This is a genomic window from Gelidibacter salicanalis, assembly GCF_016469035.1.
In the GTDB taxonomy this organism is placed as follows: Bacteria; Bacteroidota; Bacteroidia; order Flavobacteriales; family Flavobacteriaceae; genus Gelidibacter; species Gelidibacter salicanalis_A.
Genome location: NZ_JAEHJZ010000455.1, coordinates 1 through 296, shown reverse-complemented (window position 1 = coordinate 296; position 296 = coordinate 1). Strand labels below are relative to the sequence as shown.

Genomic DNA, 296 nt, shown 5'->3' with positions numbered 1-296 from the left:
CCCTTTCATAATTATCAATTTGAGTCTGTTTGACAGAGAATTGATTTTTCAAACTTCTAGAATTGTTCAATGCCATGGTAATTGCATTCTGATAATATCCTCTATTCGTAGCTAGGGAGTCTATTTGGGATCGTTCATAGTCTGTCAATGGTGCAGTTCGTAGTTGTTTTACACCAATAGCACTATTGATTGAGTCCAATACAGAGGATAAATTTTTGGATCTATCCATGCTTTTACGTTTTCTGAAAATTGAGTCGCTAGATGAAATTTCACTAGAAGCTGCCACAGAATTGTTA

Annotated in this window: 1 protein-coding gene; it reads right to left on the bottom strand. The window is 35.1% G+C overall.

What is annotated here, in order from left to right:
• The coding region (locus JEM65_RS21810; RefSeq protein ID WP_199603870.1) for a hypothetical protein at nt 1-229 on the bottom strand (229 nt) is incomplete at its 3' end.
• Nucleotides 230-296: the final 67 nt, after the last annotated feature.